The sequence below is a fragment of the Sporichthyaceae bacterium genome (assembly GCA_036493475.1).
In the GTDB taxonomy this organism is placed as follows: Bacteria; Actinomycetota; Actinomycetes; order Sporichthyales; family Sporichthyaceae; genus DASQPJ01.
In genome coordinates, this window is the sequence record DASXPS010000083.1 from 1 (window position 1) to 18,814 (window position 18,814).

Here is an 18,814-nt window from a genome sequence, read left to right on the forward strand (position 1 = left end):
GCCACGGCGTCCCCCTCGCCGTCGGGCGCACCCGGCGCACCGTCACCCCGGGCCAGTGGTCGGCCCTGGTCATCCGCGACACCGGCTGCATCTTCCCCGGCTGCGACCGCCCCGCGGCCTGGTGCCAGGCGCACCACCTCATCCCATGGGAAGAGGGGGGTCCCACGGACCTGGACAACCTGGTATTGCTCTGCGACCACCACCACGACACGATCCACCACCACGACTGGGAAGCCGAACTCGGCGCAGACGGCCACCCCCAAGTGATCCCACCACCATGGATAGACCCGTCACGAACACCACGGCGCAACCAGCACTGGCGACCACCGCCCGTTGGCGTGTTCACCTGAGATGACCGGCGAGCCGACCGTTGTAGGTCTCCATCAGCGCCTCGGTGCGCACGGGCTTGCGGGTCTCACCCTCGCGGAACGCCCAGCCCTGGATGCGGCGATGCCCTTCGGGGAGATCGGCGCGGATCGGGTCGCGGTAGCCCGCGGGGTGGGCCTGCCAGATCCAGGTCTCGCCGCCGGGACCGGCGTAGCGGACCTCGACCGGGTAGTCGTCGGAGATCCGCGCGGAGACCTCGAAGTCGCGGAAGATGACCGGCGGGCCGTCGGTGCAATGGACGATGACGATGCAGAAGTTGTCCGTGCCCCACACGAGATGGCCCGCGTGGATGGTGCCGTCCTCGAACTCGGTGGCGAAGGCGACCCACGCGCCCTGCAGATCGGTGATGTAGGCGCTGCGGATGAAGTCGACGTCGGCCGGCATGTGCATCGAGTCGTGGAAGAACAGGCCGCTGACGTCCTGGCCCTTGATGGTGCCGCTGCCCTTGAACAGGCGCGAGGTGTAGAGGAGCGGCTCCTTCTCGTCCGGCATGAAGAACTGGATCGCCGGGCCGACGAGTTCGCCGGTCAGGTCGAGGAAGCCGGACTCGGTCCAGCGAAAGCGCGGGCCGTTCGTGGCGAGGATCGGCGAGCCGTCCGCGCGCCAGGTCCCGGTCCAGCCGTCGCGCGTGCCGGACTGCACCGGCCCGACCTCCGCGGCCTCACCCTGCGCCGCCCACCGGAAGTCGACCGGCGTGCTCGCCTCGGACAGGTGCATGCGCCGGCTTTGCGTCTCGTACGAGCCGCGGATCGGCCAGTAGTAGGTGCCGTCCTCCGCGCGCAACGTGCCGTATGCGTAAGCCATGTTCATCGGCAGGCCGAGGATCGGGTCCCACTGGCTGTGCCCGTCCGGCTCGACCATCCCGCCCACCGGCTGGAAGCCGAAGCGGCCGTTCGGACGGACGGGGTGGATGGTGTCGGCCATGAGGGAGCTCCTAAGGGCGGGGCTTGTGCTTGACGTAGGCGCCGGCGTCGACCGGCAGCTGCAGGCCGGTGATCCAACGGGCCTGTGCGGAGAGCAGGAACAGGACCGCGTCGCTGACGTCGCCGGGCTCGACCCACGGGGTCGGCATCGCGTTCATCGCCGGGAACGCGGTGCGCGCATCCTCGGCGGTCGGGTTCTCCAGGTCCGGCCGGAACGCCCGGTACATCGGCGGGCTCTGCAACATGGGCGTATTGGTGTTGGTCGGATGCACCGCATTGATCCGGATGTTCCGTGGCGCCAGCACCTGCGCGAGGTCGTGCACGTAGCCGGCGATCGACACCTTCGACCAGCTGTAGCCGAGGCCGCCGCCGGCGTTGCGGCTCGTGCCGCTGGAGACGAGCCCGGCCAGCGACCCGGTGCAGACGATCGCGCTCCCGGCCGACAGATGGGGCATCGCCGCGCTCACCGTGTTCAGGACGCCGCCGAGGTTCACGTCGACGACGTCGAGAAACGCCTGCGGATCCTCGTTGCCCAACGGGCAGATCCCGGCCTGGGCGATGACGTGGGTGAGCCCGCCGAGGTCGGCGACCCCGCGAGCGACGACCTCGCGCACCGCCGCGCGGTCCCGCACGTCGGCCTGCACCAGGACAGCGCGGCGGTCGTGCTCCTCGATGAGCTTGCGGGTCTGCTCCAGGTCGTCCGGCGTGGCCAGCGGGTATTCGTTGGTGGCGATGTCGGCGCAGATGTCGAAACCGATGATGTCGGCGCCCTCCGCGGCCAGGCGCACGGCGTGACTGCGGCCCTGTCCGCGGGCGATCCCGGAGATCAGGACGACGGCACCGTCGAACCGATTCTTCATGGCAGAACTGTAGATGATTTGCGCAGTCGTCGGCTAGCGTGGGCCCGTGGGCGAGACCTATCGGGTGGCCGTCTGGGGCACCGGCGACGTCGGGCATTTCGTGTTGCGCGGCCTGCTGCAGCGTCCCGACCTGGAGCTGGTGGGCCTGCGCGTCTGGAGCGAGGAGAAGGCCGGCCGCGACGCCGGCGACTTCCTCGGCTGGGAGCCGACCGGCATCACCGCGACCACCGCGACCGACGAAATCCTCGCCGCGCAGCCCGACTGCCTCATCCACTGCGGGCCGTCGCGGACCCTGACCGGCGTCGCGGAATTCCTCGAAGCCGGCGTCGACGTCATCACCCTCGGCAGCGCCCGCCTCGCGCACCCACGCTCGGCGCCGGCCGAGATCCGCGAGCCGCTGGCGATGGCCGCCGCGAAGGGCAACAGTTCCCTGTTCTACGGCGGCATCGACCCCGGCTTCGCGGCGCACACCCTGCCGATCACCCTGAGCGCGATCTGCGAGCGCATCGACCTGCTGACCTCCTACGAGGTCCGCGACTACGACCCCCTGCCGCTGCACCAGCTCGACTACTTCAACTTCGGCCGCCAGACGACGCAGGGTGCGCGCTTTTTCACCCCCGGCGGCATTCGCGGGACCTGGGAGGCTCCACTCCGTCTGATCGCGGAAGCCCTCGGCCATGAGCTCGACGCCGTCGAGGAGTTCCACCAGGTCTCGCTCGCCCCCGAGGACTTCGAGGTCCCCGCGATGCCGGTGCCGAGGGGCGCGATCGCCGCGGTGCGCTTCGGGTTGCGCGGCATCATCGGCGGCACCGAGCGCCTCCGCATCGAACACGTCAACCGCCTGCGCCGCGACCTCGCGCCGGAGTGGATGAGCCGGCAGGGCTATGGCGTGCACATCGAGGGTTCGCCCAGGTACCACCTGCACCTCGACCTCTGCGACCCCGACGGTGTGCAGCCGCGGCCGGCCCTCTGGGGCACCGCGATGTACATGGTCAACGCCGTCCCCGCGGTCGTGGCCGGCCCGCCCGGACTGCTGACCGTCCTCGACCTGCCCATCATCCGCGGGGCGACAGTGGGTGGCGACCATCGACCGGCGACCTGGGGGCTGAGCGAACGCATTCGCTCCGGCCAGGTCCGCACCGCCTGACGCAGCGCCAGAAAGGAACCTTGCATTGGTCACGCTCGTCCCGCAGCGCCGTGGTGACTTCAACCACCAGACGGTCGTGTCCGCGATCGAGGTCAACTTCCCGGACATGCTCCCGACGTGGACCTACGGCCCGCTGGTGCAGGACGGCCTGTACCTCTACGGCTCGTTCCGTACCGCCGACGGCCGCCTGCAGACGCTGCTGCGCAAGTGCGCCGGCGAGCTCTCCTATGGCCTGGTGCACAACATCAGCAACGGCACGTTCCTGGCGACCTCGCCCCGTCAGGCGGAGGCCTTCCGCGGTGGGTCGGTCCGCTTCAGCGCCGACGACGACCACTTCCGCATGCACGTGGGCATGGCGCGTTCGCCGGGTGAGCCGTTCTCGCTGGAGCTGACCCGCGAGGCGACGAGCACCAAGGTCGTGTGGGACGAGGGCGAGATCCTGCACCTCGAGGGCTTCATCGTCGGCAACGCGGGCGTGCAGATGTACGACCCGATGCGCGACGGCGGAAATCTCTACTGCTCCTACATGATCCGCTCGCGCGGACACATCCTCGGCGAGGAGGTCGAGGGTTTCTTCGGCTTCGACCAGCAGCACCTGCGCCCCGGCACGATCTGGCGCACCGCGCCGTACTTCAATGAGCTCGAGATCGCCTGGCACACCGCGACGACCGAGTACGACGACGGCACCATCGAGGTCGGCCAGATCTGCCACGGTGGCAAGGACTGGGGCTTCGCCGTCATGCTCAACAACAACGGTCCGTTCAAGCTCACCACCGACGTCACGTCGAAGATCACCTTCGGCGACGATGAGTTCCCGAAGAAGGTGGAGTACCTGATCGACGGCGAGGAATGGGACTGGGTCGCCTCCGCGGACGGCACCATGCCGGCCTACGCCAAGGACGCGACCTACCGTCCTGCCGACGGCACCACCACGCGGCGCGGGGAGACCCGCAAAGTCGTCACCTCGGCCGGGTGGCTCGACGCCTTCAGCGACGGCCGCTCCTGATGGACGACCTGCGGACCTGGATCCGGGAGGCGGACGACCGCGCCTACAGCGAGCACGTCGCCAAGGCCGAGACGGAGTCACCGCGGGCGCAGGTCGGGGAGTTCCACGGCCCGCTCGCCGAGGCACGCTCCCGCTGCCCGGTCCAGCCGCACAGCCAGTCGACGCTGGTCGGTTTCGAGGACTACCGCAAGGCGATGTCGGTCTTCAGCGAGCGGCCGGTCTATGCGCTGATCGGCCACGCGCAGACGCGGCAGGGCTTCATGGACACCTCGGTCTTCTCCTCCTCGATCCACAACGAGACCATCGCCCAGGTGTGGGGCGAGACGCTGCTCGGAATGGACGGCGGGCAGCACCGCCAGTACCGCGGGATCATCACCCACGCCTTCCGCAAGTCGGTGCTCGAGCGCTGGGAGGGCTCCGCGATCTCGCCGATCGTCGAGGGTCTGATCGACCGCTTTGCCGGGCGCGGCCGGGCCGAGTTGGTGGGCGAGTTCACGATGTTGTTCCCGGTGTACGTCGTCGCGGAGATGCTCGGGCTACCGCGCGCGGACGTCCCGAAGTTCACCTCGTGGGCCGCCGACACGATCGCGATCTTCTTCGACCCGAAAACCGCGCTGGCCGCTTCGGCCGCCCTGCAGGACTACCTGGACGCGGCCATCGAGGAGCGCCGGGCGAAGCCGAACGACGACCTGATCGGCCTGCTCGTCGCGGCCGAGATCGAGGGCCAGCGGCTGACCAACCAGGAGATCATCAACTTCTGCCGCATCCTGCTGCCCGCCGGCGCCGAGACGACGGCGCGTTCGACCGGCAACCTGCTGCTCGGCCTGCTCACCCACCCCGATCAGCTCGAGCTGCTCCGCGCCGATGAGTCGATGATCGACCGCGCCATCGAGGAGGGACTGCGCTGGGAGCCGCCGCTCACCTCGGTGAACCGGCTGTCCACCCGGCAGGTCGAGATCGACGGCGTGCCGATCCCGGCCGGGGCGATCGTGGAGTGCAACATGAGCGGCGCGAACCGCGACCCCGCCGTCTGGCCGGACCCGGACCGGTTCGACATCACCCGCCCACCGGCACAGCACTTGGCGTTCGCCGCCGGTCCGCATCTCTGCCTCGGGATCCACCTCGCCCGGGCCGAGTCCCGGATCGCACTGCGCACCCTGCTGCGCCGGCTGCCCGGGCTCCGACTCGACCCCGACGCGGCGGTCCCGAAAGCCCGCGGGCTCGGGTTCCGCTCCCCGCGTTCGCTCCCTGTCGTCTTCGACGTGTCATGAACGGCCTTCCCATCCCACCGCCGCTCGGCACCGGCATGCTCCCGCCCGGTACCTACGCCGGTCAGGTGGTGGCCGTCACCGGCGGCGGCACCGGCCTGGGTAAGGCCATCGCCGTGGAGTTCGCGCGGCTCGGTGCCGCGGTCGCGGTGCTTTCGCGCAAGCCCGAGCACCACGCCGCCGGGGTCGCGGCGATCGAGGCGGTCGGCGCGAAGGCGGCAGCGTTCGCCGTGGACGTCCGGGACCCGGAGGCCGTTGCCGCCGCGTTCGACGCGGTCGAGGAGGCGCTGGGACCCGTCGACGTCCTGGTGAACAACGCGGCCGGGAACTTCCCGCAACCCGCTGAGGACATCAGCCCGCGCGGCTGGCGTGCGGTCACCGACATCGTGCTCGACGGAACCTTCTTCTGCAGCACGGAGTTCGCGCGCCGTTGCCACGCGTCCGCACGGCCCGGCGCGATCCTCAACATCGCCGCGACGTACTCCTGGACGGGCGGCCCGGGAACCTCGCACTCGGCTGCGGCCAAGGCCGGTGTGGTGAATCTGACGCAGTCTCTGGCGGTGGAATGGGCGCCCGACGGCATTCGCGTCAACGGCCTCGCCCCCGGCCTGTTCCCGCACGAGGACGTGCCGGTGCAGATGCGGGTGGACACCCCGGAAGGTCTCGCCTCGCTCGCCGGCACCATTCCGGCCGGTCGCGTCGGGCAGCCGCACGAGCTCGGCTGGGCCGCGACCTACCTCTGCTCGCCGTACGCCGCCTACCTGACCGGCCACACGCTGGTGCTTGACGGCGCCAACTGGTTGCGCCGGGGTCTGCGCATGCCCGACTTCACTGCGGTGCGAGAGCAATTCCCCAAGGAGACGTCGTGACCGAGCATCCGCCCCTGCCCGGCACCCCGCCGCAGCGGCTCTACCACGGCAAGCCGATCGAGCCGTACAGGCTGGGCGTGATCGTCGACCTGCCCGAGCACCCGGGGCTGTCCGATGCCTTCCCCGACATGGCGCAGTTCGCCCTCGACGAGGCGCACGCCCGTGGTGCGGTCGAGCGTCCGGTCGAACTCGTCGTCAAGGAGGTCTTCGGACAGCCGTGGACGAACTCCTACGCGCTGCGCCGCGTCTACGCAGAGCTCGTCGAGGAAGGCGTGCTCGGCGTGATCGGCCCGTTCACCACCGACAACTCCCTCGCGGTGCTCGACCTGACCGAGCAGCACCGGCTGCCCACGATCTCGATCTGCGGGACGTTGCACTGGCGCGGGCCGTACGCCTTCGCCATCGCCAACGGCGGCCTGGCAGACGAGCCGTACGTCATGGCGTCCTGGCTTGCGGCCAACCGGCATCGCCGTGTCGCGGTGCTGCGCGAGCGCACGCAGATCGGCGAGGAGTACGCCGAGCATTTCCGCCGTGCGATGCAGATGTACGGGATCGCCGTGGTCGCCGAGCCGCCGGTGTATCCGTCGATCCACGTCGATGAGCTTGCGGACGTGTTGGAGGAATGCCGCGCGGCGAACCCGGACGCGTTGGTGTACCTCGGCCTCGGTGGTGTGAACCAGACCGTCCGCCCGGCTCTGGAGAAGGTCGACTGGGATCCGCCGCGGATCCAGACCACGGCGTACGTCAGCGCGGGCTACAGCGCGGAGCGCGCGCGCCGCATCGAGGGCTGGGTGGGCGTCGACCAGTATCACGAGGGCAACGAGGTCTACGCCGCCGTGCTGGACCGGTTCTCCCCGCGTTATGGCTACCGGCCGGCCAACAGCGGGGGCACCTGCGGTTACGACATCGGGCACGTCTTCGGGCTCGCGCTCGGCCGGATGCGCACCGCCAGTCCGTGGGGTCTGCGCGATGCGGTGGAGACCGTGCGCCGGCTGCCCGCATGCACCGGCGGACCGGGGACCACGATCACGTTCGGCCCGGAGGACCACCGCGGCCTGAAGGGCCCCGACTTCCTGATCCTGCGCCGCTCCGTGGACGGCCAGAGCGTCCTGGAAGGCACGGCGGCGGTGCCGGGTTGGACCCAGCCCACATGAGAGTGCTCGTCACCGGCGCGAGCGGCGCTTTCGGTGCCCCGCTCTGTGCAGCGCTCGCCGCCGGGGGAGTCGACGTCATCGGGATGGCCCGGCGTCCTCCGGCGACCTTCCCGGCCGGCGCCGAGTTCGTCGCCGGTGACATCAGGGATGCCGACGCCGTCGATGCCGCGGTCGCGAAGGCTGACCGTGTCGTGCATCTGGCCTGGTTCATGGGTGTCGCGAAGGACCGCGAGGGCGCCGAGCGGATCAACCTCGGCGGTACCCGCAATGTGATCGCGGCGGCCCGCAAACACGGCGTGCAGAAACTGATCTTCTCCTCGTCGGTGACGGCCTACGGCGTGACTCCGGGCCACGGGGTCTACCGCGAGAACGACGAACGCCGGCCGGACCCGCAACTGCAGTACGCGCACCACAAGATGGTGGTCGAGGACGAGTTGCTGGGCTGCGGCATCCCGTTGGCGATGGTGCGGCCCAATATCGTCATCGGCCGCAACGTGTCCTCGATGTCGGTGGCGATTCTCGCGACGCCGGTTCTGGTGGGCGTCCGCGGCCAGGCGCACCCCTTCCAGTTCGTGCATCAGGACGACGTGATGCGCTTCCTCTACGCCGTCACGACCGGGGAGCGCACCGGCCTGGTCAACCTCGCCGACGCGGCGACCACGAGCCTGGAACAGGTCGGGGAGATGCTGGGGCGCCGGGTCGTGCGGCTGTCCGCGGGTGTGCTCGGGCGCAGCATGGATCTGATGTTCCGGTTCGGATTGAGCGACGTCGACAGCGTCGCCCTGGACATGCTGAAGGAGTTCCCGGTCGCGGACACCACGGCCCTGCGCGAGCAGTGGGGCTTCCGGACGTCCTGGTCGATGCAGGACGCGTTGCGCGACACCCGTCGGGCCATCGCCGGGGTCAACCTGCTCGGCACCAAGCAGGTACGGCGCCGCGACGCCCCGGTCCTGCCGCCCATCGGGGGGGCCGCCGGGGACATCGCGCGGCTCTCGCCGGCCGTGCTCGCCGCTGTTCATCGCGAGCTGCCGGCGGACTCGGCCCTGACTGCGGACCTCCTCTCCCGCGCGGCCGGTGGATGGCAGGCGCGCCCGAGCCACGACACCCGCAGGGTGGCTGGGTGGGCGGCGACCGAGACGTCGTTGCTACTCGGCGCCCTGCCCACGGATCTGTCCGTGGAGACGGCCGCGGCGCGGCTTTCCCAGCTCGGCGATCTGCTGGTCGACCTGGTCGCGCTGACGCAGGACGAACCCGCGGTGATCACCCGGGTCGAGGCCGTCGCCCCGGCGCTGTCCGGCTTGGTCGCTGCGGTGGGAGCAGGCGCAGACTTGCCATCGCCGTGGTCCGCGCCCCTGGCGGATGTGGTGCACGCCGCCCGGACCTGTGCCCGGGCATGGAACTGAGCGACGCCTGCTCAGCTCAGCCGGCGTGCCATTGGATCGCCTTCATCTCGGTGAACTCGTCGAGCGCGCCCTCGCCGAGCTCGCGGCCGAGACCGCTGCGACGCCAACCGCCGAACGGTGCCCAGCTACTCATGCCGCCGGTGCCCCCGTTGATCGACACGTTGCCGGTGCGCAAGGCGCAGGCGAGGTCGTAGGCGCGGGCTGGGTCCCCCCACACCGCGCCGGACAGGCCGTAACGGGAGTCGTTCGCGATCGCGATGGCTTCCTCGTCGGTGTCGAAGGGGATCGCGAGCAGCACCGGCCCGAAGATCTCGTCCTGTGCGACCGAGCTGGCATTCGTCAGCCCGGTCACCAATGTCGGCCGGTAGTAGAAGCCGCGGTCCAGGCCGGCCGGCCGGGCGCCGCCGGCCAGGATCTGCCCGCCCTCGGCACGCGCGAGGTCCACGTAGTGCTCGACGCGGGCGCGTTGCGACTCGCGGATCAGCGGCCCCATCACGGTGGCGGGGTCGCGCGGGTCGCCGACGGTGACCTTCTCCAGGCCCACCGCGAGCATCCCGACGTAGTCCTCGAAGCAGCTGCGATGGACGAGGTGGCGGGTCCACAGCGCACAGCCCTGACCGGAGAACGTCGCGGCCTGCTGCACGCCCCCCGCGACCGCCGCGGCCAGGTCGGCCTCGGGCAGCACGATCATCGCGGACTTTCCGCCGAGTTCCAGCAGCACGCGCTTCATCGTCGGGGCGGCCTGGACGAGGATCTGCTCGCCGACGGCATCGGATCCGGTGAAGGTCACCGCGTCGATCCGTGCATCGGTGGTGAGGGCCCGGGCGACGTCGATGCCGCCGGTCACCACGCTCAGCACGCCCGGCGGCAGCTCGGCCTCCTCGGCTGCCCGCGCGATCAACAACGCTTCCAGCGGTGTGTACGGCGAGGGCTTGAGCACCATCGTGCAGCCCGCCGCCAGCGCGGGCGCCAGCTTCATGATGTTGAGGAAGAACGGCGCGTTGAACGGCGTGATCGCGGAGACGACACCAACCGGCTCGCGTCGGAGCACGCCGGACCCGAGCACCCGCCCGTGCCGTGCGCTCATCACGGTCGCGGGCAGGGGCGTCTCCGGCTTCCAACCCGCGAGGTGCTCGACGAACCACTCCAGGTGCCGCAGCGGAGTGTCGACCTGCCCGCGCCGCGCGATCATCGCCGAGGTCCCGACCTCGTCGATGACGACGTCGGTGATGGCGTCCGCCCACGAGGTGAAGATGCCGAGGAGACGCTCCAGGGCGGCCCCGCGCTGACGGGGCGTCAGGTTCGGCCAGGGCCCGGTGTCGAACGCCCGCCGGGCCCCGGCAATGGCGAGGTCGACCTCGGCCATTCCGCCCACTGGCGCCCGGGCAATGACGGCTTCGGTGGCGGGGTTGAGCACCGGCTCGTCGGCGTCGGTCGGGAGCCAGCGGCCGTCCACGTACAGGCCGTCGAACACCCGCAGATCCGGGGTCGCCACCGACATTCGCTCCTCCTGGAGATGCGCTAATCATTTACACTGTAGTCCGTGGCCGAACCCAGAGACACCCGCGCCGGCGCGGGACGCATTCGCGTTGCGCAGTGGGGGACGGGCAATGCCGGCTCGGTGGCGCTCGGCGCCATCCTCGACGACCCCGGTCTCGAACTCGTTGCCCTCTGGGTCGCCCGGTCGAGCAGCGCATCCCGGGACGCGTCGGAGCTGGCGATACGACGTGCCGGGACGGGCGCCGTCGGAGTTGCGGCGACCACGGACCCGACTGCGGTCCTCGCCGCCCGACCCGATTGCGTCGTCTACATGGCAACGGACCGGGACCGGGCCGAGGAGGTCGTCGACGACCTGGCCACGATCCTCGCCGCCGGAATCAACGTCGTCGCCACGACGATGCCCATGCTGGTACATCCCGACGGGGCGGGGCCGGTAGTGCGGGCCCGGTTGGCAGCGGCCTGCGCGTCCGGGAACAGCTCGTTCCTCTGCACCGGCATCGAGCCCGGCTTCACCGCCGACGCGCTCGTGCTGACCTTGTCCAGCCTGTCGCGGGAGATCACCCGGGTGTACGTACAGGAGGCGATGAACGTCGGGAGCTACCGGGTTCCGCGGTGGCGATCGGGGCTCGGCAACAACATCCACCAGGACGCGACGCTTTATCGCGAGGGGCACATTGCCCGGGGCTGGACGGGGGTGCTCACGCTGCTGGCGGACGGGCTCGGCGTGACGCTCGAGGAGATCCGCGAGGTCCGCCGCGTCGCGGCGGCGGGCCGGGTGTTCGAGGTTCCCGCCGGGCGCTACGGACCGGATGACGTTGCCGCGCTGAATTTCCAGGTGATCGGAGTTGTGGGTGGAGAACCTCGCCTGGTCGTCGACCACACCTACCGACTGCTCGATGAGGTCGCCCCGGACTGGCCGCAGCCGCTGGCACCGGATCGCCGCACGACACGCATCCGGATCAGCGGCGTCCCGGACATCGACGTGACGCTCGAACTCGGCGGTGCGGGACTCGACCCGACCGATCAGGGCGTGTTGGGGACGGCCATGCGCGCCGTCCACGCGATCCCCGCCGTCGTTGCGGCACCTGCGGGCATGCGCACCAGCCTCGACCTGCCCGTCATCGTCGGCCGGCACGCGATGGCACCGTGAACCTCGTCAGCTTCTGGTGGACCGGCGGATCTTCCGGACGGCGACCAGTGCTTCGCGCAAACCCTGTTCCGCCTCGGCGAGTTCGCCGGCGACCGGGCTCCGTGCCGGCCGCAACGCGGGCGCGAAGAACGTGCGGAAGAGCGTGCGGGCCTCTTTGGCGGTGAAGGTGCGATAGGACGTTCCGCCGACGTAGCAGTCCAGGATCCAGTCGGTGATCGTGCCGGTGCCGATGTCGGCACGGATCTCCCCGTTGTCCTGACCCACCCTCAGGATCGGGTCGACGAAGGCGAAGCCCATGCCGCGCAGGAAATCGTGGCCGGCGAGACCGGTGGACGGGATGAGGTGGGCCAGCGCTTCGTCGGCCCGTACCTCGGTGACCGTGTAGACCACGGTCGCCTCGATCTTCGCCACGGCATCGCGTTCGCGGCTCACCAGATCCGCCACGGTGTTCCGGTGGCGTTCCAGCGCCCGCTCGGTGACCGCCTGCAGGATCTCCGGGACGCCGCTGACGGCGCGGTAGGCCGTGGCCCGCGAGACGTCGGCGGTGCGGGCGACGTTCTCCATCGTCGGCGGGACCTCGCCGGCCGTCAGCAGTGCGCGTGCCGCATCGATCAGGCGCTCACGGGTGGCGGTAGACATGAGACGACTATAGCTCTACTGTCTCAAGAGGCGATACACCAAAATCCGAAGTGTCTCTCGACAGGTATCTCCGTGGCCACCGAAAGCGTCGACGTCCTGATCGTGGGCGCGCGCTGCGCGGGTTCCGCCGCGGCCGCGATGTTCGCCCGCGCAGGCCGTTGCGTGCTGGCGCTGGAGCGGGCCACGTTTCCGGCCGACACCCTGTCCAGCCACACGATGTTCGCCGGTCATCTGGACGAGATCCGGCTCATCGGCGCCGAGCACCGGGTGCTGGAACTCGGCCCGCCGGACCTGCGTTATTCGCATCTCGAGGTATCTGACGGTATGTCAGCACCGGTCACCCTGGACGAGGTGGTCTCCGACGACAACGCGTTCACGGTGACCTCGGTGCGTCGTTACCTGCTGGACCAGGTGCTGGTGGACAACGCTCGCGAGGCCGGTGCCGAGGTGCGCGAGCAGTCCGCGTTCACTGACCTCATCCGCCGCGGCGGGCGCGTTGTCGGCGTGACCTACGTCGATGCGTCGGGCGAGCAGCACCAGGTGCGGGCGAAGCTCGTGCTCGGTGCGGACGGTCAGTTCTCCTCGGTGGCCGAGCGGCTCGGCGTCTCGGAGCCGTACCGCTACTCGCACAGCCCTCGCGCGGCGGTGTACCGCCACATCGTCGATCCGGTCACCACCGGTCCCGCGGCGACGACGGTCTACAGCTGGCTGCTCGGCACGTCGATCGCCTTCGCCTTCCCGACCACCCCCCGCGGCCAGATCGTGGTCATGTTCATCGACGAGGACACGGACCTGGACCTGGCGCGGCAGGACCCCGAGCGGTTCTGGGACGCCAAGCTGACCGTCCATCCGACGATCGCCGCACGCCTGGCCGGCGCGACGGAGATGGGGCCGTTGCGGATCACCGACCAGCTCTCGTCTTACTTCCGGCACGCGAGCGGGCCCGGCTGGGCGCTGATCGGCGACGCGGGTCATTTCAAGGACCCGATCATCGGCCAGGGTATGCGCGATGCCATCTGGGCGGGCCGAACGGTGTGCGAACGCGCCGAGGCGCGTCTCGACAATCCCGCCGAACTCGACCGGGCGTTGCGCCGGTGGGAGGCAGAACGGGAGCGCGAATGCCTGCTCGCCTACCTGGGGGCGGTACTGGAGTCCCACCTGACGGTGAACTCCGCCGGCCGTCGCCAGTTGCTCCGGGTCCTCGACGAGTTGAAGTTCCCGCTCATCCAGGCACTCGGGCACCGCAACGGCAACGTCACGAAGTTCATCCGCCCCGACTTGGTGGCCACCGCCCTGGGGCGCACGCTGAAAGCCTCGCCGGACCGCCGCGCGCTGATCGGTGACCTGGCGGCCGACGCGAGGCTGCTCGGCCGGGTGCTGTGGCACGCGAAACGCAACACCTTCCGCTCGACCGATGCGATGCTCGAGCTCGAGCAGGTCGGCGCGGGATGGCCGCGACCGCGTCGCGGAGACCGAACGTCCGCGCCGTGTTGACCCGAATCGCGGCCGTCCAGCCGCGGCTGCACCAGGCCGCGGTGGAGACCAACCTGGCCCTGGTCGAGGACCTCGTCCGCGACGCGCACCGGGTGCACGCTCCGGATCTGATCGTGCTCCCCGCAGAAATCGGTGCCGCACGCGACTCCGGCGCGCAGGCGCGGCCGGTCGACGGGGCCCCGTTGGCGCTGTTGCGTCAGCTCGCCGCGGAACTGCAGTGCGTGGTCGCCGGCGGTGCGTCTGCGGTGCGCGGTCGCGACGCCTACGCCACGTACTTCCTGGTGGAGCCCGACGGGCGCATCCACCTGCACGACAAGAACACCGCGTCCGGCCGGGAGCAGTTTCGGCTGCGCAGCGGATCCGATGACGGCCTGACGGCCGTCGTGGCCTGGCACCGTGCGCGCGTCGGTCTGGTCAGCGGCCTGGAATGGGCGCAGGTCCGCACGGCTGCGCGGCTACGTGCGGCCGCCGCGGGTCTCGTGGTCGGCGGGCAGGCCGGGGACACCTGGCCGTTGGCGGACCGAGCGGACCTGACGGGTCGTCTTCCGGGCCTGATGGCTCGTCAGGTGGGAGCGCCGGTCGTCATGGCGGCGCATTCCTCAGTGGGCGGGACACAGATCTGCGACCGCGACGGCACGGTGTTGGCCCGGCTCGACCGCGCGGACGGCGAAGGGCATGTCAGCGCCACGGTGCGTCTCGGGCCGAGCGAGCCGATCGACCGTCCGCGCGGCGGGACCTGGACCGTCGATCTCGGGCGAGCCACGGTGTCCGCGCTGCGAACCCTCACCGCCGTGGGCGCGACTACTTATCGCCTGCGCCGCACGACGCGGCGCTTCGCCTGGCAGGACTGTCCGGCCACCGACCTGCCCGACGAGCTGGGGCCGGGCGGCCCGCGGCCGCACCGGGGTGGTTCCCTTCCCGCGCGCGAGGTCGTCGTCACCGCACGCCGCGCCCTGGCGGACGGCGTCGTCGGACTGACGTTCAGCGCGGCGGACGGCGGTTTGCTGCCGGTCTGGGCGGCCGGGGCGCACATCGATCTGCTGTTGCCGAATGACCTGATCCGGCAGTACTCGCTGTGCGGCGAACCGACGAGCGGCCGGTTCGACATCGCGGTGCTGGATGTTCCCGGCGGCCGGGGTGGATCACGCTGGATCCACCAGAACCTCATGCCGGGGGAGCGGCTGCAGGTCCGGGGGCCGCGCAACCACTTCGCACTGTCCGCGGGTTCCCAGCCCGTATTTCTCGCCGGGGGCATCGGCATCACCCCGATCCGCGCCATGGTCCACGAGGCCCGGGCGCGCGGCCTCGATTGGCGCCTGATCTACGGCGGACGTACCCATTCCGCGATGGCGTTCGTCGATGAGCTGCGGGCGCTGGATCCGCAACGCGTCCGGGTCGTTCCGCTCGACGTCGACGGTCTGCTCGACCTGGACGGGACCGTGGCGAACCTGCCGGGCCGCGCCGAGGTGTTCGCGTGTGGACCCGCCGGCATGCTCGAGGTCCTGGAGAAGCTGTTCGCGGAGGACACGACCGGTCGGCTGCACCTCGAGCGGTTCGAACCCCGGCTGTCACCGGTCGATCGGGTGGACGCCGACTTCACCATCACGCTGGCCTCCTCCGGCCGGCAAATGGTCGTGCCCGCGCACCGGCGGGCACTGGACGTGCTGCGCGAGGCCGGGGTGCCCGTCGACAGTGCCTGCCGCGCCGGGGTGTGTGGCAGCTGCGCCGTGCGGGTGCTGGACGGTACCCCTGATCACCGGGACTCCATCGGCGAATCGGGACGACCCGAGAACGCGATGATGGTCTGCGTATCGCGGTCCCTCACCCCCGACCTCACCCTCGAGGTATGAGCGGCACGGGTGGCGTCCCCACCGCGATCTACCGTTGTCCCGCCGCGGCGGCGGCGAGCGCGCTGAGCGGCACCGGACGGGTGCCCCTGGTCGTGGGCGGGAAGGCCTTCGCGGTACTCGCGGTCCTCCCCTCGGCCGTCGTGGTCGCGGTGGTGGTCCGTGGTCCCGTCGGGCTCCTCGTGCTGCAGCGGAAGGCCGCGACCGTCATCGCGGAGAGCCGACAGACCCGGCTGGAGGTCAGTGTGGGCGACAGTTTCGTGCTCGCGGGCTCCCTGCCGCGACGATGGGCGGTTGGCCGACGCGGCCGACCCCTGCATCTCGGTCAGCACCCGATGGCACGCCTCGCCCGCGGTCTGGGCATGGCGGGACGGCCGGTGGCGACCCTCACGGTCGATGGTTCACGTTTCCGGACGGAGGTTGTGCATGGCTGAGCTCATCGCTGATCGCACCTGGGCGATCCAGGGGCGGACGATCAACCTGCCGGTGCGGTTGGAGGGCGCGGAGTTCGCCTGCGCCATCTTCGCCGCCGACCCGTCCGCCACAGCCGAGCTGTTGTCGGGCGCCGGTCTGCGGCCGTTCACCATCGCCGCCCGGAGCTTCAGTGTGCTGTTGCTCGTGCACTACCCGGACTGGGCGCTGGGCAGTTACGACGAGGTCGGGATCGGCGTGCTGGCGCGCGGACCCGGTGGGCGCTCGCCCGCCGTGCACATCCTCGATCTGCCGGTCACGGAGCCGTTCACGTTGGAGGCGGGACGTGATGTGTGGGCGCTGCCGAAGTGGCTGATGTCCGCGGACCTGCGCTTCCGCGACACCGAGGCCACGGTTGGCATCCATGACGGCAGCACGTTCGTGATGCGCGCGCGGCTGCAGGCGGGTCGCCTCGGCCTCCCCTTCCGGTTGCCCGCCAAGATGCCCGCCCTGAACCGCATCGATCACGGCGCGCAGGCGGGCGTCCTGCTGCGCGGTACAGGTGCGATGTCCGTCCGGGGCACGCACCTGGGTCGCGGCCGCTGCGACGTGGACCTGGGCGAGCATCCGATGGCGCACCGGATGCGGGCACTGGGCATGACCCGGCGTCCGCTGCTGACCGTGCACGCCCGGGAACTCAGCGGTGAGCTCGACGCCCTCGCGCCGGTGAACTGAGCCTGGCGGCAGACTGCGCTAATCATTTACACTGTTGCCATGCCGCTGCAGGACTACATGAAGCTCGTCTCCGTCGACGACCACGCGATCGAGACGGCCGACGTCTGGACCTCGCGCCTGCCCGCCAAGTACGGCGACGCCATGCCGCACGTCGAGGAGGTGGACCTGGACGGCACCCGGCTGCAGTTGAACGCCGTCGCGCACGGACGGGTGCAGTGCTGGGTCTACGACGGGAAGCAGTACCCGTCGATCGGGTTGAACGCCGTCGCCGGCAAGGACCCGCGCACCTGGGGCGTCGAACCTGCGCGCTTCGAGGACATGCGGCCCGGTTGCTACGACCCGGTCGCACGGTTGGCCGACATGGACTCCGACGGCGTCTGGGCGCACCTGTGCTTCCCGAGCTTCCCGCGCTTCGCCGGGACCCGCTTCCTCGAGGGCACGAACCGCGAGCTGGCGCTGGACTGCATCCGTGCCTGGAACGACTGGATGCTGCAGCACTGGTGCGCCGCCGCACCCGACCGCTACATCCCGGTATGCATCCTGCCGCTGTGGGACATCGACGCCTGCGTGGCCGAGGCCCGTCGTGCCATCGACCTCGGCGCGGTCTGCATCTCGTTCCCGGAGAACTGCTCGCCGCTGGGTCTGCCGTCGTTCCACACCGACCACTGGGACCCGCTCTTCGCGCTCGCCCAGGAGGCCGAGGTCCCGCTGACCATGCACTTCGGAACCTCGGGACGCACGCCGTTCGTCAGCCCCGACGCGCCGTCGCCGGTGGTGGTGTCGCAGATGGGACTCAACAGCATGTCCGCGATGGCGGACCTGTTGCTGTCGCGGACCTTTCACCAGTTCCCACGGCTGAAGGTCGCGTTCGCCGAGGGCGGCACCGGCTGGATCCCCTACATGCTCGAGCGCATCGATCAGGTGTGGGAGCGGCACCGCTGGTACTCCGGAGTGGACGTGCAGACGCGCCCGTCGACGCTGTTCCGGACCAACATCTGGGGCTGTTTCATCTCCGATCAGGCGGGCATCGACTCCCGGCACCGGATCGGCGTCGACCGCCTCACCTATGAAAGCGATTACCCGCACTCGGACTCCCTGTGGCCGCACTCGCGCAAGCACCTCGCCGAGGCCCTGGCCGATGTCTGCGACGACGAGGCGCACCGCATCGTCGAACTCAATGCCTGCGAGCTGTTCGGCTGGCGGCCCTGGGCCGAGCAGGCGTGACCGCTGCCTGCGCTCAGCACAGTGTTCGGCGTCGAGCTCTCCGGCTGAGCGGCCGGGCCGGAGCGTTGCTAGCTCGCGGTGTGGCGGCGTAGCTCGTCGACGGCGCCGGCCAGGTCGGCGCTGCGCGAAGCAATCGTGCCGACCAGTGACCGCAGCGCGTGGTCGGTGGCGTAGGCCCGAGCGGTCTCATCGGAAAGTATCGCGGGGAGCAGGAAGGTTTCCAGCTCGCGGCGCATCGCCTCGTCAGTGGGCCGGTGGCCCTCGGCGGCTTCGAGGTAGGACAGGAAGATTCGCCGGAACCAATGCACCACATCGGTCGGATCGAGCCCGGCCCGCGCCTCACCCCGGTGCTGGGCGTCGCGGAGCAGCGGCTCCCACAAGCCCATCGCCACCTCGTCGAAGGCGGCCGAGGTCGTCGAAAGGCGCGCCGCACGTGACGCCCGGTCGTCGTTGAGCAGGCCGTAGACGACCTTGTTGCGCTCGACGGCATGTAGTGACTCCAGCATCATCTCGACGCACAGTTCGGCGAAGTTGGGGTAGCGCTTGGCCTTCTTCTCCAACGAAGAGCGCAGCACCGCGGCCTCCTCGACAACCAGTGCGCCGACGACGTCGTTGCGGTTGGCGAAGTGCAGGTAGAAGGTGGCCCGAGAGACGTTGGCTGCGTCGCAGATGTTGCCGACGGTGAGCCTGCTCAGTCCGTCGCGCAGGATCAACTCGCGCGCGGCCGCAACGAGCCGCTGCCGAGTCGAGGCACCATCCGGCGCAACCCTCACCACGCCGGGCAGTCTATGTACGAC

At 70.4% G+C, this 18,814-nt stretch carries 18 protein-coding genes; 13 read left to right on the forward strand and 5 right to left on the reverse strand.

All coding sequences use genetic code 11. The features are described 5' to 3' along the window. Window positions 1–350: HNH endonuclease signature motif containing protein (locus VGJ14_09165; protein ID HEY2832582.1), on the forward strand; the 350-nt coding region annotated here is incomplete at its 5' end. On the opposite strand, the gene VGJ14_09170 is transcribed toward VGJ14_09165, so the two are convergent. Next, window positions 343–1,311, reverse strand: coding sequence for a hypothetical protein (locus VGJ14_09170; GenBank protein ID HEY2832583.1), 969 nt, complete (start codon window positions 1,309–1,311; stop codon window positions 343–345). The two genes, VGJ14_09165 and VGJ14_09170, sit on opposite strands and share 8 nt — an antisense overlap. 10 nt (window positions 1,312–1,321) lie before the next feature. Beyond that, a complete protein-coding gene (locus tag VGJ14_09175) occupies window positions 1,322–2,170 on the reverse strand; it encodes a mycofactocin-coupled SDR family oxidoreductase (protein HEY2832584.1) in 849 nt (282 codons plus the stop codon). 46 nt (window positions 2,171–2,216) lie between these two features. Here VGJ14_09175 and VGJ14_09180 point away from each other — a divergent pair, with 46 nt between their 5' ends. Genes VGJ14_09180 through VGJ14_09205 form a run of 6 tightly spaced genes read left to right on the forward strand, consistent with a single transcriptional unit; the run spans window position 2,217 to window position 9,017 of the window. Then, window positions 2,217–3,317, forward strand: coding sequence for a hypothetical protein (locus tag VGJ14_09180; GenBank protein ID HEY2832585.1), 1,101 nt, complete (start codon window positions 2,217–2,219; stop codon window positions 3,315–3,317). A gap of 25 nt (window positions 3,318–3,342) precedes the next feature. Continuing rightward, the gene (locus VGJ14_09185) at window positions 3,343–4,323 is read left to right on the forward strand and encodes a hypothetical protein (GenBank protein ID HEY2832586.1); all 981 of its coding nucleotides are present in this window, start codon (window positions 3,343–3,345) and stop codon (window positions 4,321–4,323) included. Continuing rightward, window positions 4,323–5,594, forward strand: coding sequence for a cytochrome P450 (locus VGJ14_09190; GenBank protein HEY2832587.1), 1,272 nt, complete (start codon window positions 4,323–4,325; stop codon window positions 5,592–5,594). Before VGJ14_09185 ends, VGJ14_09190 begins: the two co-directional genes overlap by 1 nt. Then, the gene (locus VGJ14_09195) at window positions 5,591–6,460 is read left to right on the forward strand and encodes an SDR family oxidoreductase (protein ID HEY2832588.1); all 870 of its coding nucleotides are present in this window, start codon (window positions 5,591–5,593) and stop codon (window positions 6,458–6,460) included. The genes VGJ14_09190 and VGJ14_09195 overlap by 4 nt, the downstream gene beginning before the upstream one ends. Continuing rightward, window positions 6,457–7,614 (forward strand): ABC transporter substrate-binding protein, encoded by a 1,158-nt coding sequence (locus tag VGJ14_09200; GenBank protein HEY2832589.1) that lies wholly within the window; start codon window positions 6,457–6,459, stop codon window positions 7,612–7,614. The genes VGJ14_09195 and VGJ14_09200 overlap by 4 nt, the downstream gene beginning before the upstream one ends. Continuing rightward, complete coding sequence (locus VGJ14_09205) at window positions 7,611–9,017, forward strand: NAD-dependent epimerase/dehydratase family protein (GenBank protein ID HEY2832590.1); 1,407 nt, start codon at window positions 7,611–7,613, stop codon at window positions 9,015–9,017. The genes VGJ14_09200 and VGJ14_09205 overlap by 4 nt, the downstream gene beginning before the upstream one ends. 16 nt (window positions 9,018–9,033) lie before the next feature. Here VGJ14_09205 and VGJ14_09210 read toward each other — a convergent pair whose 3' ends face one another. Continuing rightward, complete coding sequence (locus tag VGJ14_09210) at window positions 9,034–10,518, reverse strand: aldehyde dehydrogenase family protein (protein HEY2832591.1); 1,485 nt, start codon at window positions 10,516–10,518, stop codon at window positions 9,034–9,036. Window positions 10,519–10,560: 42 nt separating this feature from the next. Here VGJ14_09210 and VGJ14_09215 point away from each other — a divergent pair, with 42 nt between their 5' ends. Next, window positions 10,561–11,667: a hypothetical protein gene (locus VGJ14_09215; protein ID HEY2832592.1), complete on the forward strand. Its 1,107-nt coding sequence runs from the start codon at window positions 10,561–10,563 to the stop codon at window positions 11,665–11,667. A gap of 6 nt (window positions 11,668–11,673) precedes the next feature. On the opposite strand, the gene VGJ14_09220 is transcribed toward VGJ14_09215, so the two are convergent. After that, on the reverse strand, window positions 11,674–12,306 hold the full coding sequence (locus tag VGJ14_09220) for a hypothetical protein (protein HEY2832593.1): 633 nt from the start codon (window positions 12,304–12,306) through the stop codon (window positions 11,674–11,676). 72 nt (window positions 12,307–12,378) lie between these two features. On the opposite strand from VGJ14_09220, the gene VGJ14_09225 reads away from it, so the two are divergent. Genes VGJ14_09225 through VGJ14_09245 form a run of 5 tightly spaced genes read left to right on the forward strand, consistent with a single transcriptional unit; the run spans window position 12,379 to window position 18,017 of the window. After that, window positions 12,379–13,800 carry an FAD-dependent monooxygenase gene (locus VGJ14_09225; protein ID HEY2832594.1) on the forward strand — a complete coding sequence of 474 codons (1,422 nt, stop codon included), beginning with the start codon at window positions 12,379–12,381 and terminating at the stop codon, window positions 13,798–13,800. Further along, window positions 13,794–15,650 carry a 2Fe-2S iron-sulfur cluster-binding protein gene (locus tag VGJ14_09230; protein HEY2832595.1) on the forward strand — a complete coding sequence of 619 codons (1,857 nt, stop codon included), beginning with the start codon at window positions 13,794–13,796 and terminating at the stop codon, window positions 15,648–15,650. Before VGJ14_09225 ends, VGJ14_09230 begins: the two co-directional genes overlap by 7 nt. Then, entirely contained in the window at window positions 15,647–16,081 is a 435-nt protein-coding gene (locus VGJ14_09235; protein HEY2832596.1) for a hypothetical protein, read from the forward strand. Before VGJ14_09230 ends, VGJ14_09235 begins: the two co-directional genes overlap by 4 nt. Continuing rightward, on the forward strand, window positions 16,074–16,793 hold the full coding sequence (locus VGJ14_09240) for an acetoacetate decarboxylase family protein (protein HEY2832597.1): 720 nt from the start codon (window positions 16,074–16,076) through the stop codon (window positions 16,791–16,793). The genes VGJ14_09235 and VGJ14_09240 overlap by 8 nt, the downstream gene beginning before the upstream one ends. A gap of 39 nt (window positions 16,794–16,832) precedes the next feature. Then, a complete protein-coding gene (locus tag VGJ14_09245) occupies window positions 16,833–18,017 on the forward strand; it encodes an amidohydrolase family protein (GenBank protein HEY2832598.1) in 1,185 nt (394 codons plus the stop codon). A 68-nt stretch (window positions 18,018–18,085) separates the two neighbouring features. Here the strand turns inward: VGJ14_09245 and VGJ14_09250 are convergent, their stop codons facing one another. Continuing rightward, window positions 18,086–18,793, reverse strand: coding sequence for a TetR/AcrR family transcriptional regulator (locus tag VGJ14_09250; protein HEY2832599.1), 708 nt, complete (start codon window positions 18,791–18,793; stop codon window positions 18,086–18,088). Window positions 18,794–18,814 lie beyond the last annotated feature (21 nt).

What these genes read in the sequence shown, in the direction of transcription:
- VGJ14_09170 (HEY2832583.1), bottom strand. Translation starts at nt 1,311, where the DNA reads ATGGCCGACACCATCCACCCCGTCCGTCCGAACGGCCGCTTCGGCTTC.
- VGJ14_09175 (HEY2832584.1), bottom strand. Translation starts at nt 2,170, where the DNA reads ATGAAGAATCGGTTCGACGGTGCCGTCGTCCTGATCTCCGGGATCGCC.
- VGJ14_09190 (HEY2832587.1), top strand. Translation starts at nt 4,323, where the DNA reads ATGGACGACCTGCGGACCTGGATCCGGGAGGCGGACGACCGCGCCTAC.
- VGJ14_09195 (HEY2832588.1), top strand. Translation starts at nt 5,591, where the DNA reads ATGAACGGCCTTCCCATCCCACCGCCGCTCGGCACCGGCATGCTCCCG.
- VGJ14_09205 (HEY2832590.1), top strand. Translation starts at nt 7,611, where the DNA reads ATGAGAGTGCTCGTCACCGGCGCGAGCGGCGCTTTCGGTGCCCCGCTC.
- VGJ14_09210 (HEY2832591.1), bottom strand. Translation starts at nt 10,518, where the DNA reads ATGTCGGTGGCGACCCCGGATCTGCGGGTGTTCGACGGCCTGTACGTG.
- VGJ14_09220 (HEY2832593.1), bottom strand. Translation starts at nt 12,306, where the DNA reads ATGTCTACCGCCACCCGTGAGCGCCTGATCGATGCGGCACGCGCACTG.
- VGJ14_09235 (HEY2832596.1), top strand. Translation starts at nt 15,647, where the DNA reads ATGAGCGGCACGGGTGGCGTCCCCACCGCGATCTACCGTTGTCCCGCC.
- VGJ14_09240 (HEY2832597.1), top strand. Translation starts at nt 16,074, where the DNA reads ATGGCTGAGCTCATCGCTGATCGCACCTGGGCGATCCAGGGGCGGACG.
- VGJ14_09245 (HEY2832598.1), top strand. Translation starts at nt 16,833, where the DNA reads ATGCCGCTGCAGGACTACATGAAGCTCGTCTCCGTCGACGACCACGCG.